Raw genomic sequence first — 15,068 nt, 5'->3', positions numbered from 1 at the left:
GTCTCAGGAGAGAAAAGCAATATGACTAAGCACACATTCAAGCGTAATGTTTTGGCTGCCGTTCTGCTGACTGCCGCTGCTGGCCCCGCCTGGGCAGCCAAGGATGCGGTGATTGCCGTAGCGTCCAATTTCACCACCTTAGACCCCTATGATGCTAACGACACCTTATCGCAGGCGGTAGCAAAATCCTTCTATCAAGGGTTGTTTGGCTTTGATAAAGACATGAAGCTGGTGAACGTGTTGGCAGACGATTATAAGGTAAGCGAGGATGGGCTGACCTATACCCTCAAGCTGCATCCAGGCGTGAAGTTCCACGATGGCACCGCGTTTGATGCCGAAGCGGTGAAGGTGAATCTGGACCGTGCCAGTAACCCGGACAATCACCTCAAGCGTTACAACCTGTTTAAAATGATCGACAAAACCGAAGTTGTGGATCCGGCAACGGTCAATATTGTATTAAAACAGCCATTTTCTGCATTTATCAACAACTTGGCGCACCCGGCGGCGGTGATGATCTCTCCGGCGGCCCTGAAGCAGTACGGTAAAGAGATCGGTTTCCACCCGGTAGGCACCGGCCCCTATCAGTTCGAAACCTGGAACCAGACTGACTTTGTCAAGGTGAAGAAGTTTGACGGTTACTGGAAAGCTGGCCTACCGAAGCTGGACAGCATTACCTGGCGGCCAGTGGTGGATAACAACACCCGCGCGGCAATGCTGCAAACCGGCGAGGCGACCTTTGCCTTCCCAATTCCTTATGAGCAGGCCAGCGTGCTGGAAAAAAACAGTAAGTTGGATCTGGTTGCCGCTCCGTCGATCCTGCAACGTTACATCAGCATGAACGTAACGCAGAAACCGTTTGATGACCCGAAAGTCCGGCAGGCGCTGAACTATGCGATTAATAAAGATGCGCTGATCAAGGTGGCATTCTCCGGCTACGCCGTGCCTGCGGAAGGCCCGGTACCACCGGCAATCGACTTCGCTACCCGCTATCAGCCATGGCCATACGATCCGGCCAAGGCCCGTGAATTACTCAAAGAAGCCGGTTACCCGAACGGTTTTACCACTACCTTGTGGTCTTCCCATAACCACAGCACCGCACAGAAAGTGCTGCAGTTTGCCCAGCAACAGTTGGCGCAGGTTGGGGTTAAAGTGACAGTAACCGCCATGGATGCTGGCCAGCGTGCGGCGCAGGTGGAAAGTGTGGGTGTGAAAGATACCGGCGTGCGTCTGTTCTACACCGGTTGGTCGGCTTCGACCGGTGAGGCCGATTGGGCTCTGTCACCGTTATTCTCTACCCAAGCCGCACCGCCTAAACAGTTCAACACGGCGTTCTACAGTAATCCGCAGGTTGACAAGAACTTAGCCGATGCGCTGGCAACGACCGATCGTGCTCAAAAACAGGCGCTGTATAAAGATGCCCAGGATCGTATTTGGGCTGATGCACCTTGGATTTTCCTGGTCACCGAACGTCTGCTCTCTGCCAACAACAAGCAACTGAGCGGTTTTTACGTCATGCCAGATACCTCGTTTAACTTTGATAACGCGGATCTGAAATAAGACACTGATCGCCATCCTCCAAGCTAAAGGAGGATGGCGTGAGGGGATTTATGCACGATGCTTAATTATTTTCTGAAACGCCTGCTGGGCTTGATCCCGACGCTGCTGATCGTGGCCGTGCTGGTATTTCTGTTCGTCCATATGCTGCCGGGCGATCCAGCCCGTTTAATGGCAGGGCCGGAAGCGGATGAAACCGTTATCCAACTGGTTCGCCAGGATCTGGGGTTGGATAAGCCGCTGCCTCAGCAGTTTGTGCATTTCTTTATGAATGTGCTGCGTGGCGATTTCGGTATCTCGATGGTATCGAAACGTCCGGTGAGTGAAGAGATTGCTTCACGTTTTATGCCAACTTTTTGGCTGACCATCACCAGCATGGTGTGGGCGGTGATAATCGGTATGGCGATTGGCATAGTGTCTGCCGTGTGGCGTAACCGCTGGCCCGACCGCCTGGGTATGACATTGGCCGTATCCGGTATCTCCTTTCCGGCCTTTGCGCTGGGCATGTTGCTGATGCAGGTTTTCTCGGTCAACCTCGGCTGGTTACCCACGGTGGGGGCCGACTCCTGGCAGCATTACATATTGCCTTCCTTGACCCTCGGTGCTGCGGTCGCGGCGGTGATGGCCCGCTTTACCCGCGCCTCGTTCGTGGAAGTAATGCAGGAAGATTATATGCGCACTGCACGCGCCAAAGGCGTGCGGGAGTCCGTGGTGATCGTCAAACATGGGCTGCGTAATGCCATGATCCCGGTGGTGACCATGATGGGCCTGCAGTTTGGTTTCCTGCTCGGCGGCTCGATTGTGGTCGAGAAGGTATTCAACTGGCCGGGATTAGGGCGCTTGCTGGTGGACTCGGTAGAAATGCGTGATTACCCGGTGATCCAGGCGGAAGTCCTGCTGTTTTCGCTGGAGTTTATCGTTATTAATCTGTTGGTGGATATGCTGTATGCGGCAATCAACCCCTCGATTCGCTATAAATAGGCAGGCCGCATGATGAAGTATTGGCGGCGTAATGCTGCACTCAAGGCAATGCCGGTGATTGACCCTAACGCGGTACGAACCCCTTGGCACGAATTCTGGCGGCGCTTCCGTCGCCAGCATGTCGCCATGATCGCCGGTTTGTTCGTGCTATTGCTGGTCGCCGTGGCGCTGTTGGCACCCTATGTGGTTCCCTATGATGCAGAAAACTTCTTTGATTATGACCGGTTGAATGAAGGGCCTTCATTGGTACACTGGCTCGGTGTGGATGCCCTTGGGCGTGATATTTTCAGCCGTATTCTGATGGGGGCACGTATCTCTCTGGCCGCCGGGGTGTTCTCGGTATTGGTCGGCGGGGGTATCGGCACGTTACTCGGGTTGCTGGCCGGATACTACGAAGGCTGGTGGGATCGGGCGGTGATGCGCATCAGTGATGTGCTGTTTGCCTTCCCTGGCATTCTGCTGGCAATTGGTGTGGTGGCGATCATGGGCAGTGGGATGTCCAATGTGATCGTGGCGGTGGCGATCTTCAGCATCCCGGCGTTCGCACGTCTGGTACGTGGCAACACGCTGGTGCTGAAACATCTGACGTATATTGAATCGGCGCGCAGCATTGGTGCTTCAGACTGGACCATCATTCTGCGGCATATTCTTCCGGGAACGCTCTCTTCGATCGTGGTGTACTTCACTATGCGTATCGGCACTTCGATCATCACCGCTGCCAGCCTGTCGTTTCTTGGCTTGGGTGCACAGCCACCAACGCCGGAGTGGGGGGCTATGCTGAACGAGGCTCGGGCAGATATGGTGATTTCTCCTCATGTGGCGCTCTTTCCCAGCCTGGCGATTTTCCTGACCGTGCTGGCATTCAATCTGCTGGGGGATGGTCTGCGCGATGCATTGGATCCTAAGCTGAAGGGGTAACTTCTATCATTATCTATGAATATGAATGACGAAGTCATACAGCATAAAAACGGCACAGACGGCGAGCGCTTGCCGTTTGGTATTTTACCGTCCAGGTGGTTTAGAGCCTAGTGGGAATAACACCAGGCCGAAATACTTAATGTTTTTCAGTACGATCAGCCCTAACCCCAGCCCTCTCTTACAGGGCTGCCCTTTGTTTACATTTTGGTACAGGACCAGAGTATTATTTCGGTCGCTAAACAACTCGTATTCTTTCTGTTATCAAGTGAACGCGCCCGAGCTGGGGGCTCAAGAGCCAGCCCCTGCACCCCGGCCCTGGCCGAATCAGGCGGTCGCTGCGCGACTCCCGAATACTCGGCTTATCCCTGAGCCTCGCGCCTTCAATGGCCTCAACACCTGTGCTCACCTAACCCATGGCATTGCTTGACGTTCTGTTATCAACACCCATGTCGATGCTGCCCGGTGATAACAGATTCGGGTGTTGACCTTGAGCGCATCATGGTCTGCTGAGCAAGACACCGTTGCCAGGGGCAACCGGCCATGGAGGGCCGGTTGAGGCGATATGAACATGGATGTGAATTGAGCCGACCCGTCCGGCAACGGGGGGGCAGCGAAGGGACCCGCGCAGCGGGCAGGCCATGTTAAGCGTAGGCGCGGGTGCAGGGCCCCGCCTTGGGCCCTGCAATTGCCGTTCATGGGGGTTACATGAAATTGCACTCTCTTGACGGCAATTCCCATGACACTGGTCTTACATAGACGAAGGCGTTGTGTATAAGAGACGGCCTGTAGGGAGAGGGGGACTGACTTATAGCATTTGCTGCTAAATTATGTGGTTTTTCACTTCACCGATCTGCATTAGGCCCAACTACTCGGTTTATAGCTAAAAAATACGCGGGCCTTGTTACGGGCCCGCGCTGTTAGAGTGGAATGCCTTGGCGCTCAATTCAGCGCAACTTCATCATCACTTGAACAGATGCTCTGCATGAAAGCGCAGGTGGTCTTCGACAAAGGTAGCGATGGTGAAGTAGCTGTGGTCGTATCCAGGTTGAATGCGCAGCGTAAATGGCCAACCGCGCTGCCTTGCCAGCTCGGCCAGTTTGGACGGCTGCAGTTGATCCGCCAGAAACTGATCGTTATCCCCCTGATCGATCATCACTGCTATTTTTGTTCCACTATTGGCCAGCAGGTGGCAACTGTCGTACTGCAACCATTGGGTTTCGTCGCTGCCCAGATAGGCCGCAAAGGCTTTACGGCCCCAGGGAACCTGGCAGGGGTTAACGATGGGGGCAAAGGCGGATACCGAACGGAAACGCTGTGGATTGCGCAAAGCCAGGATCAACGCCCCGTGGCCACCCATCGAATGCCCTGAAATGGATTGGCGCTCGCTGACGCTGAAATGCTGCTTAATCAGTGCAGGCAATTCATCGTTGATGTAATCATACATATGAAAATGCCGATCCCAGGGTGCCTGCGTGGCATTGAGATAGAACCCCGCCCCTTGCCCCAGGTCGTAACCTTCGTCATTGGGGACATCTTCGCCGCGCGGGCTGGTATCCGGCATTACCAGCACCAGGCCCAGTTCGGCAGCGATACGTTGCGCACCAGCCTTCAACGTGAAGTTTTCATCATTGCAAGTCAGCCCTGACAGCCAATACAGCACCGGCGGCGGATTATCATCACGCGGTGGTGGCAGATAGATGCTGAAGGTCATGTTGCAATTCAGGCTTTGCGCCTCATGCCGGTAACGTTGTTGCCAACCGCCGAACATGCGGTGCTCTTCGAGAAGTTCTAGTGACGTACTCATCTTCTGCCTCCTGGCTTATCGATCAAAGTGGATCACCGAGCGGATTGACTTGCCCTCGTGCATCAGGTCAAACGCGTCGTTAATCTGCTCCAGTCCCATGGTGTGGGTGATGAAGTCATTCAGTGCAAATTCACCGTCCAGATAGCGCTGCACGATACCCGGCAACTGGCTACGGCCTTTCACGCCACCAAAAGCTGAGCCGCGCCACACGCGCCCGGTCACCAACTGGAAGGGGCGGGTTGAGATCTCTTCACCTGCACCGGCAACACCGATAATCACCGACTCACCCCAACCCTTATGGCAGCATTCCAGCGCAGAACGCATCACATTAACGTTGCCGATACACTCAAAGGAGAAATCGACCCCGCCGTCGGTCAGTTCAACAATCACGTCCTGGATGGGTTTAGCGTAATCTTTCGGGTTAATCAGGTCGGTAGCACCCAGTTTGCGTGCCAGCTCGAACTTGCTGGTATTGATATCAATACCAATGATACGGCCAGCACCGGCCATTTGAGCACCGATGATCGCTGAAAGCCCGATACCACCCAGGCCGAAAATAGCGACGGTATCGCCCGCCTTGACCTTGGCAGTGTTGATGACGGCACCCATACCGGTAGTGACGCCACAGCCGAGCAGGCAGACTTCTTCCAGCGGTGCTTCTTTACTGATTTTTGCCAGCGAAATTTCCGGCACTACGGTGCGCTCAGCAAAGGTGGAGGTGCCCATATAATGGAAGATCGGCTTGCCATCTTTAAAGAAACGGGTAGTACCGTCTGGCATCAAGCCTTTACCTTGCGTGGCGCGGATAGCCTGACACAGGTTGGTTTTGCCTGATTTACAGAACTTGCACTCACCGCATTCGGGTGTGTATAGCGGGATCACGTGGTCGCCAACGGCAACGCTGGTAACCCCTTCACCAATCGCTTCTACGATACCGCCGCCTTCGTGGCCGAGGATTGCCGGGAATACCCCTTCCGGATCCTTACCTGACAGGGTATAGGCGTCGGTATGGCAAACGCCGGTAGCGACAATCCGTACCAGCACTTCGCCTTTTTGTGGGGGCATCAGATCGACTTCCTCGATCTTCAGCGGTTGGTTAGGTCCCCAGGCTACGGCTGCGCGGGTTTTGATCATGTCCATTATTCTCTCCTCGGTGGTATACCCTGTTTTTCAAGCAGGTTAATAGGTTACAGCTTGAAATCCGTAGTGTTGATCGCACGTTGATGCTGGTGAGTCTCTGCCGGTAGACCAGGTTCGTCGTAGGTTTCCTGGCGTTCCGTCTGTTCGATTATCAGTTCTTTTAATGCGCGAACGTTAGGCCCGAACGCGTCTCGCCGCCACAGAAGCCAAGTGGCGGTCTCGGCAATTTCTGCTGGTAATGGGTGGACTTTGACCCGCTGGCTACCGGGTAGCAGGTTGAGTACTGAGTATGGGATCATTGCTAATCCGGCGCCACTGGCAACACAAGCCAACATGGAGTGATAAGACTGGATCTCCAGAATATTACCCGATACTGCACCATCATGTTTGAACCATGACTCCAACCGCAGGCGATAAGAGCAACTGGAACGGAATGCGAACAGGGTCTCTCCCTGAGCATCCAGCGCATTCTCAATAGGCGGGTGGTCGAGGCTAGAGATCACCACCATTCGCTCAGGGAAAGCGATACAACCATTGAGTTCATCATGCTGTATTGGGCCATCCGCTAGTGCGGCGGCCAGCGTACCGGCACGCACTCGCTCGATGATTTCGCCAGAGGTTCCGGTCGTCAGTGAAAGTGAAACCTGCGAAAATCGCTGATGGTAGGCTGCCAGTAAGGTGGGTAATCGGGTGGCTGCGGTACTTTCCATTGAGCCTAAGACAAAGTTGCCTGCGGGTTCTCCGGCGTGAGAGAGGCTCATGGCTTCTTCACTTAATGCCAGAATACGCTGGGCGTAGCCGAGAAAATTATGGCCCATTGCCGACAGCCGCAGACGCTGTTTTTCGCGGATAAACAGATCGGTACCCATTTCCAGCTCAAGCTGACGCAGCCGCGTGGTCAAGTTCGAGGGCACGCGGTGCAATTGTTCGGCGGCACGGGCTATGGAGCCGGTTTCGGCAACACTGCAGAACATGCGCAGTTGGGTTAAATCCATAATATTCTTTTTATGTGATGAACTTGATAATTATTATTCAGTTTCCGTGAGTGTAATGCTGGGGCATTATAGGCGCAACTTTTTTATAACAAACGGGATGTGTTCAATGGCCTTAAAGATTGCCTTGAGTGGCTTTATAGCTTTGATTGTGGCGATGGGCATTGGCCGCTTTGCGTTCACCCCGCAGGTGCCGTTGATGATTGCAGAAAATCAGTTCACCCTGACCGGTGCGGGTTTAGTGGCGGCACTCAACTATCTAGGGTACCTGTGTGGTGCCTATGACGCGATGCGTGCCAGTCGACATGTTGAACGCCGTTTGTGGCTTGGCGTTTGGGGAGCGGTGACGTTGACGCTGTTCTCTGCCGTGGTCGAAGGTTTGTGGTGGCAAGGGGCGGTGCGCTTCGCAATCGGCTGGGCCAGCGGTTGGGCGATGGTTCTGGTAGCAGCCTGGACCAACGAACGTTTGGCGCATTATGGCCGTCCAGCACTCAGTGCCGCAGTATTCGCTGGGCCGGGGGCGGGGATTTTTATCAGCGGTATGCTGGCGGTAGCAATTAATAATCTGGCTTTGAGTGCTTCGCAAGCCTGGCTGGTGTACGGCGTACTGGCGTTGGTATTAATAGCCGCTATCAGCATTAATCTGCCACGGGCAGGGGGGTTGCATCGCCCAAACGTGCCACCAGAACCACTGGTGTTGACGCCAGCATTGAAACGCCTGGTATGGAGCTACAGCCTGGCTGGTTTTGGTTATATCTTGCCCGCGACGTTTCTTTCGCAGATGGCGGCGACGCGCTTTCCTGAGAGTCTGTTCGCCCAGTTTGTCTGGCCGGTTTTCGGCGGTGCGGCGGTACTGGGGATCGTTATTGGCATCCTGACCCGCCACAAACTCACTACGCAAACCCGCTTGGCGTTCACTCTATGGCTTCAGGCGCTGGGTGTGATCTGCGCTGAAGTGGTGCCGGGGGTTACCGGTTTGGTGCTGGGGGCACTGTTGACCGGCGGCGGTTTTCTCAGCGTGGTGCAACTCTCTATCCAACATGGGCGTGAACTGGCACCGCATCATGCTCGCTATATGGCAGGTTTGTTGACTACGGGTTATGCTATTGGCCAATTGGTTGGTCCGATGCTCTCAGCCGTTTCAACGGCAGTGACCCATCGCCTTGAGCCGGCCTTGTACATGGCTGCAATCGCGTTGGTGATCGCCGGTTTGTTGGTGATTAACACCCCGGCCCGCAGATTGTCCTGATCCTGAATAAAACCCTATAAATAATAGGTCATAACCTGGATGCGGTTATTTCACATAACGATGAAACACAATCACTGGATTAACGTCTCACTCTCATCTAGAGTGAAAGAAAAATATTGATCGGGTTCACGTTATATTTGCCATACTCAACGGTATTGCGTGTTGATTGCACAGGTCAGCCAGGGTTTAACGCGTTCACGCAATTCGGATTATTGAGAGTATATAATCACCGGACCCACAATTTAGCCTGTCGACTTCAAGTAACCGCTATGCCTGAATGAGTTTACGGATAGAAGGCCAACGTGAATACGACGGGTTTAGAAGAATTAGATACCGCCAATCTGCTAGTCATCGGCATAGCAGGCATTGTCGGAGACGCCTGCTGGAGATAAATAACCATGACATCGTTAAGTACTGAAGCTGCACTGGTGCACGCGGCGCTCGAAGCGCGCGGCCTGGAAACTCCACTGTGTGGGGAAGTGTTGGATCGCGAAACGCGTAAACGACGCATCGAAGAGCACATGAAGGAAATTATGCAGCTGTTGAATCTCGATTTATCAGACGACAGCCTGGCAGAAACCCCTCATCGTATTGCTAAAATGTATGTCGATGAGATTTTCTCCGGTTTGGATTATGCCAACTTCCCGAAAATCACCGTTATTGAGAACAAGATGAAGGTGGATGAAATGGTCACGGTGCGTGATATCACTCTGACCAGCACCTGCGAACACCATTTTGTCACTATTGATGGTAAAGCCACCGTCGCCTACATTCCTAAAGATTCGGTGATTGGTTTGTCGAAAATCAACCGTATCGTGCAGTTCTTTGCCCGACGTCCTCAGGTACAGGAGCGGCTGACTCAGCAGATCCTGGTGGCGTTGCAAACCTTATTAGGTACCAATAACGTGGCGGTATCGATTGATGCGGTCCATTATTGTGTCAAGGCTCGTGGTATTCGTGATGCGACCAGCGCGACGACGACGACTTCGTTAGGGGGCATGTTCAAATCCAGTCAAAGCACCCGCCAGGAGTTCCTGCGCTCTGTGCGTCATTATCACGGATGATGGACGTATCTTCGATAATCAGGCGCCTGTGGGCGCCTTTTTACCGACCAAAATACAGCGGTAAAAAATGAACGCTAACCAAACTCCTCCACCGCCGCGTATTGCTACGCTCGACTGCGCGCGCGGTATCGCCATTCTCGGTATTCTGTTGCTGAATATCAGCGCGTTTGGCTTACCCAAAGCGGCCTATCTGAACCCTACCTATCTTGGCCTGCCTTCTGCACGGGATGCCTGGACCTGGGCGGTGCTGGATCTGTTTGTTCAAGTCAAGTTTCTGACCATGTTTGCCCTGTTATTCGGGGCCGGATTGCAACTGTTACTGCGGCGCGGCAAAGCTTGGATACGCGCTCGGCTGTCGTGGCTGGTGCTGTTCGGGGCGGTGCATGCGATCTTCCTGTGGGAAGGGGATATTCTGTTGGCTTATGGATTGATTGGCCTGGTGTGTTGGCGAATGATCCGCGACGCGCTTAATACGTTCGCCTTAATGAAGACCGCCGTGGTGCTGTATTTGATCGGTGTTGCGATCCTGTTGCTGCTGGGCTTTATTCCTCATGGTGAGCCAGGTAGTTTTTGGCAACCCACCATGACAGAGTTGCACTACGAAACATTCTGGAAGCTGCAAGGGGGCGCGGAAGCCTGGCGCAATCGTCTGGACCTGCTCTCTTCCAACCTGATAGCGATTGGCGCGCAGTTTGGTTGGCAATTGGCCGGGTTGATGCTGTTTGGTGCAGGACTGATGCGCAGCGGCTGGCTGTGTAACATGTATTCTCCCCGTTACTATTTGCATCAGGCTGCCTGGTTGATACCGCTTTCGCTGCTGATCCAGTTGCCGGGCGTCATCTTGCAGTGGCAACTGGACTGGGAATTCCGGTGGAGCGCTTTTCTGCTGCAGGTGCCGCGTGAGTTAGGGGCACCGTTGCAGGCAATCGGCTATCTGGCATTGGTGTATGGCTTCTGGCCCGCACTTTCGCGTCTACGCATTAGCTATTGGCTGACTCAGGTTGGGCGTATGGCGTTGAGTAATTACCTGCTGCAAACGCTAATCTGCACTACGCTGTTTTATCGCTTTGGTTTTTATCAACAATTTGATCGCTTGCAGCTACTGGCAATCGTTCCTTTGGTCTGGCTGGCTAATCTGCTGTTCTCCAATCTGTGGCTACGCTATTTCGCGCAAGGCCCGGTAGAGTGGTTATGGCGCAAATTGACCCTGCTTGCTGTCGGCGACAAGGTGCCTCAGTCGACAAAATGAGATCTGACGCAGGCAGGTTAAAAAAATGTATGTAAACGTTTTCTTTCCTGTGACGTAATTCACGCTGAGGAGAATGACTAACGGAGTAGGATATCGTCATTATCAACGCTGCGGATCCCAGGATACTCCATGAACATCACCATTCGCGACGTGGCAAAACGCGCAAGTGTTTCTGTCGCTACTGTTTCGCGGGTACTGAATAATAGCGCCCTGACGAGCAAAGAGACGCGCGAACAGGTGCTTAAGGCTGTTGCAGAGTTGGGTTATCGGCCCAATGCCAATGCGCAGGCACTTGCCACTCAGAGCAGTGATACGCTGGGAGTGGTGGTGATGGATGTCTCCGACCCTTTTTTTGGCGCATTAGTGAAAGCGGTAGACACTGTGGCGCAGCAAAACCACAAATATCTGTTGATCGGTAACAGTTACCACCAGGCTGACAAAGAGCGTCATGCGATTGAAGTCTTGATTCGCCAACGCTGTAATGCCTTGATTGTACATGCGAAAGCGCTGGGGGATGCGGAACTGATCGCTTTTATGGATCAGGTACCGGGCATGGTGCTTATCAATAGAATTATTACGGGGTACGAGCATCGCTGCGTAGGGCTTGATAATGTGCTTGGTGCAGAAATTGCTTTGCGCTTGCTGTTATCACAAGGCCACCAACGGATCGGTTATCTTGGTTCCGATCACCCTATCGAGGACGGGCCGCTGCGCCAGCGCGGTTATACCCAGGCAATGGCGGCTGCGGGCATCTCCCCGGCGGATAGCTGGCATGCCTTTGCTTCGCCGGATCTCCAGGGTGGGGAGGCCGCAATGGTGGAATTGTTGGGCCGTAATTTACAACTTAGCGCTGTCTTTGCCTACAATGACGCTATGGCAGCCGGTGCGATGGCGGTATTAAAAGAAAACGGTATCATGGTCCCGCAACATTTCTCGCTGGTGGGGTTTGATGACATCCCCATTGCGCGTTACACCAGCCCGAAGCTCACCACCATCCGTTATCCCATCGTTTCCATGGCTACCTTGGCCACTGAATTGGCGCTTAAAGGGGCTGCCGGGCAGCTTGACGTGCAATCCTCTCACTTATTCATGCCGACGTTGGTGCGCCGACACTCTGTTGCACCATGGCAAAATGAGGTTTCGGTCACTCTGTGAATATTTACTGTTATGTAACCGTTTTCAATCTGTGAGAAAATTCACAGAATATTAACATTATGCCATCTATGCTTTATATGTTTACAGGCGCAAAAAATCTTGCCACTGCAGATTGCAAACCAGCGCCTACACAGCATTACAGCAATAATAAGATCCACCGATAGCAGACATTCATTTGAAACTGCCACAACCCGCAGTGATTTTACTGCGGGTACGTGCCTGAAGTCTTGGAGCTGCGGCTTCAAGTAACGAAGGCATGGCGTGTTACCGAGTACGACCCCATATAAACCGGAGACAGACAATGAATAAGAAGGTTTTCACCCTGGCCGCGCTGGCCGCAAGCATGATGTTTGGCGCTGTTGCCCATGCAGAGACCCGTATTGGCGTCACGATCTATAAATATGACGACAACTTTATGTCAGTGGTGCGTAAAGCAATCGAGAAAGAAGCCAAAACGACTCCAGATGTCACCCTGCTGATGAATGACTCGCAGAATGACCAATCCAAACAGAATGACCAGATTGACGTTCTGATTGCCAAGGGGGTGAAAGCATTGGCGATCAACCTGGTGGATCCGGCCGCTGCGCCAGTGGTTATCGATAAAGCGCGCGCTAACGATATTCCTGTGGTGTTCTACAACAAAGAACCTTCTCGCCAGGCTCTGGACAGTTACGATAAAGCCTATTACGTCGGTACCGACTCCAAGGAGTCTGGGGTGATCCAGGGCGAATTGATAGCCAAGCACTGGAAAGCCAACCCAAACTGGGATCTGAATAAAGATGGTCAGATCCAGTATGTACTGCTCAAAGGTGAGCCAGGCCACCCAGATGCCGAAGCGCGTACCACTTACGTGGTCAAGACCCTGAATGACACGGGTTACAAAACGCAGCAACTGCAGATGGATACTGCAATGTGGGATACCGCTCAGGCCAAAGACAAAATGGACGCATGGCTGTCAGGCCCGAATGCTAACAAGATCGAAGTGGTGATCGCTAATAACGATGCTATGGCGATGGGGGCGGTAGAAGCATTGAAAGCACACAATAAAGCCAGTATTCCAGTGTTTGGGGTGGATGCGTTGCCAGAAGCGTTGGCAATGGTGAAGTCCGGTGCTATGGCCGGTACGGTGCTGAACGATGCTGATAATCAGGCTAAAGCCACCTTCGAACTGGCGAAAAACCTGGCAGCAGGTAAGCCAGCGGCTGATGGCACCCCTTACAAAATTGTTAATAAAATCGTACGTGTGCCTTACGTAGGAGTCGATAAAGACAATCTGTCTCAGTTTGTTAAGTAAGTGCTGAGGTAAGATGAAATGCCCCGCCGGTTAAATATATAACCGGTGGGGGAACGAATTATAATAAGACCCCGTTTCTTCCCGATATCTTTCCTGGTTTCACCTGGAAGGCAAGGGGAAAACAGGCTCCAGATTTAGCCAGGACTCGTTATGGCCGAAAACTCTCGTGAGTGGCTGCTGGAAATGACTGACATCAGTAAGTCGTTTCCTGGTGTAAAGGCACTAGATAATGTGAATCTGCGCGTTCGTCCTCACTCCATTCATGCATTAATGGGGGAAAACGGTGCCGGGAAATCAACATTATTAAAATGTCTGTTTGGCATTTATAAAAAGGACTCAGGCAGTATTTTGTTCCAGGGGCAGGAAATTGATTTCAAGAGCTCCAAGGAGGCGCTGGAGCATGGCGTGTCAATGGTGCATCAGGAGTTGAACCTGGTTCTGCAACGGACCGTGATGGACAACATGTGGCTGGGGCGTTACCCCACTAAGGGCCTGTTTGTCGATCAGGACAAAATGTATAAAGACACCAAGGAAATATTTGACGAGCTGGATATTGATATCGATCCTCGCGCCAAAGTCGGCACGCTGTCGGTATCACAAATGCAGATGATCGAGATTGCCAAGGCGTTCTCATATAATGCCAAAATTGTGATTATGGATGAGCCGACGTCTTCACTGACCGAGAAAGAGGTCAATCATCTGTTCACGATTATCCGCAAGTTAAAAGATCGTGGCTGCGGCATTGTTTATATCTCGCATAAGATGGAAGAGATTTTCAAGTTATGTGATGAAATCACCATTCTGCGCGATGGGCAGTGGATTGCTACCCAGCCGTTGGCAGAGCTGGATATGGACAAAATTATCTCGATGATGGTAGGGCGTTCGCTGAGCCAGCGTTTCCCCGATCGCCAGAACACGCCGGGAGAGGTGATTCTGGAGGTGAAAAACCTCACTTCTTTACGCCAACCCTCGATCCGCGATATCTCCTTTGATTTGCATAAAGGGGAGATCCTGGGTATTGCCGGGCTGGTGGGTGCCAAGCGTACCGATATCGTGGAAACCCTGTTTGGCATTCGCGAGAAAGTGTCTGGCACCATCAAATTGCACGGTAAGAGCATCAACAATCACAGTGCCAATGAAGCCATCAACCACGGTTTCGCACTGATAACCGAAGAGCGCCGTTCAACGGGGATTTATGCCTATCTGGATATTGGTTTTAACTCACTGATTTCCAATATTCGCCATTACAAAAACAAGATGGGGCTGCTGGATAATACGCGGATGAAGAGTGACACCCAGTGGGTAATCGATGCCATGCGGGTAAAAACGCCAGGCCATCGCACCAATATAGGTTCACTTTCAGGTGGTAATCAGCAAAAAGTGATTATTGGCCGTTGGTTGCTGACGCAGCCGGAAATTTTGATGATGGATGAGCCGACACGGGGTATTGACGTGGGGGCCAAGTTTGAAATTTATCAGTTAATGACCGAATTGGCGAAGAAGGGCAAGGGGATCATCATTATCTCTTCTGAAATGCCGGAGCTTTTGGGAATTACCGACAGAATACTGGTGATGAGTAATGGTCAGGTTGCGGGCATCGTGAATACCAAACAGACCTCGCAAAATGAAATATTGCGATTAGCCTCCTTGCATCTTTAAGGATCGTAA

At 52.6% G+C, this 15,068-nt stretch carries 12 protein-coding genes; 9 read left to right on the top strand and 3 right to left on the bottom strand.

The genetic code is table 11. The annotated features are described in order from the left end of the window. Positions 1-21: 21 nt before the first annotated feature. Genes gsiB through gsiD form a run of 3 tightly spaced genes read left to right on the top strand, consistent with a single transcriptional unit; the run spans position 22 to position 3,453 of the window. Complete coding sequence (gene gsiB / locus SAQUA_RS15715) at positions 22-1,557, top strand: glutathione ABC transporter substrate-binding protein GsiB (protein WP_380680393.1); 1,536 nt, start codon at positions 22-24, stop codon at positions 1,555-1,557. Between the two features lie 57 nt (positions 1,558-1,614). Further along, on the top strand, positions 1,615-2,535 hold the full coding sequence (gene gsiC / locus SAQUA_RS15710) for a glutathione ABC transporter permease GsiC (protein ID WP_380680390.1): 921 nt from the start codon (positions 1,615-1,617) through the stop codon (positions 2,533-2,535). Between the two features lie 12 nt (positions 2,536-2,547). Beyond that, positions 2,548-3,453 carry a glutathione ABC transporter permease GsiD gene (gene gsiD / locus SAQUA_RS15705; RefSeq protein ID WP_380681205.1) on the top strand — a complete coding sequence of 302 codons (906 nt, stop codon included), beginning with the start codon at positions 2,548-2,550 and terminating at the stop codon, positions 3,451-3,453. Positions 3,454-4,414: 961 nt separating this feature from the next. On the opposite strand, the gene fghA is transcribed toward gsiD, so the two are convergent. The 3 genes from fghA to SAQUA_RS15690 are packed head-to-tail and all read right to left on the bottom strand — an operon-like array spanning position 4,415 to position 7,392. Continuing rightward, entirely contained in the window at positions 4,415-5,257 is an 843-nt protein-coding gene (gene fghA / locus SAQUA_RS15700; protein WP_380680387.1) for an S-formylglutathione hydrolase, read from the bottom strand. Positions 5,258-5,272: 15 nt separating this feature from the next. After that, complete coding sequence (locus SAQUA_RS15695) at positions 5,273-6,397, bottom strand: S-(hydroxymethyl)glutathione dehydrogenase/class III alcohol dehydrogenase (protein ID WP_380680384.1); 1,125 nt, start codon at positions 6,395-6,397, stop codon at positions 5,273-5,275. A gap of 47 nt (positions 6,398-6,444) precedes the next feature. Beyond that, on the bottom strand, positions 6,445-7,392 hold the full coding sequence (locus SAQUA_RS15690) for a putrescine utilization regulator PtrR (RefSeq protein WP_380680380.1): 948 nt from the start codon (positions 7,390-7,392) through the stop codon (positions 6,445-6,447). A gap of 106 nt (positions 7,393-7,498) precedes the next feature. Between SAQUA_RS15690 and SAQUA_RS15685 the strand changes: the two genes are divergently transcribed. The 6 genes from SAQUA_RS15685 (at position 7,499) to mglA (ending at position 15,059) form a co-directional block, all read left to right on the top strand. After that, complete coding sequence (locus SAQUA_RS15685) at positions 7,499-8,638, top strand: YbfB/YjiJ family MFS transporter (RefSeq protein WP_380680377.1); 1,140 nt, start codon at positions 7,499-7,501, stop codon at positions 8,636-8,638. 398 nt (positions 8,639-9,036) lie between these two features. Beyond that, positions 9,037-9,702, top strand: a complete 666-nt coding sequence (gene folE / locus SAQUA_RS15680) for a GTP cyclohydrolase I FolE (protein ID WP_380680374.1) — start codon at positions 9,037-9,039, stop codon at positions 9,700-9,702. Between the two features lie 67 nt (positions 9,703-9,769). Further along, entirely contained in the window at positions 9,770-10,951 is a 1,182-nt protein-coding gene (yeiB, locus tag SAQUA_RS15675; protein WP_380680371.1) for a DUF418 domain-containing protein YeiB, read from the top strand. A gap of 129 nt (positions 10,952-11,080) precedes the next feature. Continuing rightward, complete coding sequence (gene galS / locus SAQUA_RS15670; RefSeq protein WP_380680368.1) at positions 11,081-12,106, top strand: HTH-type transcriptional regulator GalS; 1,026 nt, start codon at positions 11,081-11,083, stop codon at positions 12,104-12,106. Positions 12,107-12,407: 301 nt separating this feature from the next. Further along, positions 12,408-13,400: a galactose/glucose ABC transporter substrate-binding protein MglB gene (gene mglB / locus SAQUA_RS15665; protein WP_380680365.1), complete on the top strand. Its 993-nt coding sequence runs from the start codon at positions 12,408-12,410 to the stop codon at positions 13,398-13,400. A gap of 150 nt (positions 13,401-13,550) precedes the next feature. Next, positions 13,551-15,059 (top strand): galactose/methyl galactoside ABC transporter ATP-binding protein MglA, encoded by a 1,509-nt coding sequence (mglA, locus tag SAQUA_RS15660; RefSeq protein WP_380680362.1) that lies wholly within the window; start codon positions 13,551-13,553, stop codon positions 15,057-15,059. The last annotated feature ends 9 nt before the right edge of the window (positions 15,060-15,068 follow it).

It is taken from the genome of Serratia aquatilis, assembly GCF_044865145.1.
GTDB classification, from domain to species: domain Bacteria; phylum Pseudomonadota; class Gammaproteobacteria; order Enterobacterales; family Enterobacteriaceae; genus Chania; species Chania aquatilis.
This window is presented reverse-complemented; position numbering and strand designations above follow the sequence as displayed.

What these genes read in the sequence shown, in the direction of transcription:
- gsiB (WP_380680393.1), top strand. Translation starts at nt 22, where the DNA reads ATGACTAAGCACACATTCAAGCGTAATGTTTTGGCTGCCGTTCTGCTG.
- gsiC (WP_380680390.1), top strand. Translation starts at nt 1,615, where the DNA reads ATGCTTAATTATTTTCTGAAACGCCTGCTGGGCTTGATCCCGACGCTG.
- gsiD (WP_380681205.1), top strand. Translation starts at nt 2,548, where the DNA reads ATGAAGTATTGGCGGCGTAATGCTGCACTCAAGGCAATGCCGGTGATT.
- fghA (WP_380680387.1), bottom strand. Translation starts at nt 5,257, where the DNA reads ATGAGTACGTCACTAGAACTTCTCGAAGAGCACCGCATGTTCGGCGGT.
- SAQUA_RS15695 (WP_380680384.1), bottom strand. Translation starts at nt 6,397, where the DNA reads ATGGACATGATCAAAACCCGCGCAGCCGTAGCCTGGGGACCTAACCAA.
- SAQUA_RS15690 (WP_380680380.1), bottom strand. Translation starts at nt 7,392, where the DNA reads ATGGATTTAACCCAACTGCGCATGTTCTGCAGTGTTGCCGAAACCGGC.
- SAQUA_RS15685 (WP_380680377.1), top strand. Translation starts at nt 7,499, where the DNA reads ATGGCCTTAAAGATTGCCTTGAGTGGCTTTATAGCTTTGATTGTGGCG.
- folE (WP_380680374.1), top strand. Translation starts at nt 9,037, where the DNA reads ATGACATCGTTAAGTACTGAAGCTGCACTGGTGCACGCGGCGCTCGAA.
- yeiB (WP_380680371.1), top strand. Translation starts at nt 9,770, where the DNA reads ATGAACGCTAACCAAACTCCTCCACCGCCGCGTATTGCTACGCTCGAC.
- galS (WP_380680368.1), top strand. Translation starts at nt 11,081, where the DNA reads ATGAACATCACCATTCGCGACGTGGCAAAACGCGCAAGTGTTTCTGTC.
- mglB (WP_380680365.1), top strand. Translation starts at nt 12,408, where the DNA reads ATGAATAAGAAGGTTTTCACCCTGGCCGCGCTGGCCGCAAGCATGATG.
- mglA (WP_380680362.1), top strand. Translation starts at nt 13,551, where the DNA reads ATGGCCGAAAACTCTCGTGAGTGGCTGCTGGAAATGACTGACATCAGT.